This is a genomic window from Helicobacter anseris, assembly GCF_003364335.1.
GTDB classification, from domain to species: Bacteria; Campylobacterota; Campylobacteria; order Campylobacterales; family Helicobacteraceae; genus Helicobacter_H; species Helicobacter_H anseris.
In genome coordinates this window covers 1-495 of record NZ_NXLX01000049.1, presented here as the reverse complement: position 1 = coordinate 495, position 495 = coordinate 1, and the positions used below count along the sequence as shown (strand labels likewise).

The 495-nt window shown below is 30.3% G+C and carries 1 pseudogene; it reads left to right on the top strand.

Annotated elements, in window-relative coordinates:
• Positions 1-141: 141 nt before the first annotated feature.
• Positions 142-495 (top strand): annotated as a pseudogene (locus CQA57_RS08125) (hypothetical protein); the annotation flags it as partial.

The following is a 495-nucleotide window of genomic DNA, read 5'->3' as shown; positions in this document are numbered from 1 at the left end:
TGTAAAAGTAGATAAAAAATATGAGGGGTGGAGATGAATCCTAAAGAACTTATAGTAAAAATCAAAGAATATGCAGATATAGCTGATGCAAGTTATGCTCTAGGGATTAAAACAAGATAAAAGTAGAAAGTGAGGAAGACAATGAAAGTAATAGGAATCTTAGTTTTAGCATTTATCTTACTATGGTTATGGAATCTTGGAGTTTTTACATACCTTATGCCAAAAGTAATAGCAAAAGAAAAACTTAGTAAAGAATATGGAGGAGTATATGTCTTTTATCCTGAGTTTAGAGAAGAGATAAAGAAAAGAGAGAGGGAGAGAAGAGAATATATGGATAGATTTTTTGAAAAGAACGATCTCTTTACAAGAGATGATCTAGTAAAGCTTGATTCTATTCTCCCCCAAATCCTCTCTAATGGGTGTAAATATCATAATCAAGCTTTTGCTCCTTATAATGTAATCTTTGAACCTTATTATGAAAAGATTAAAGAATTT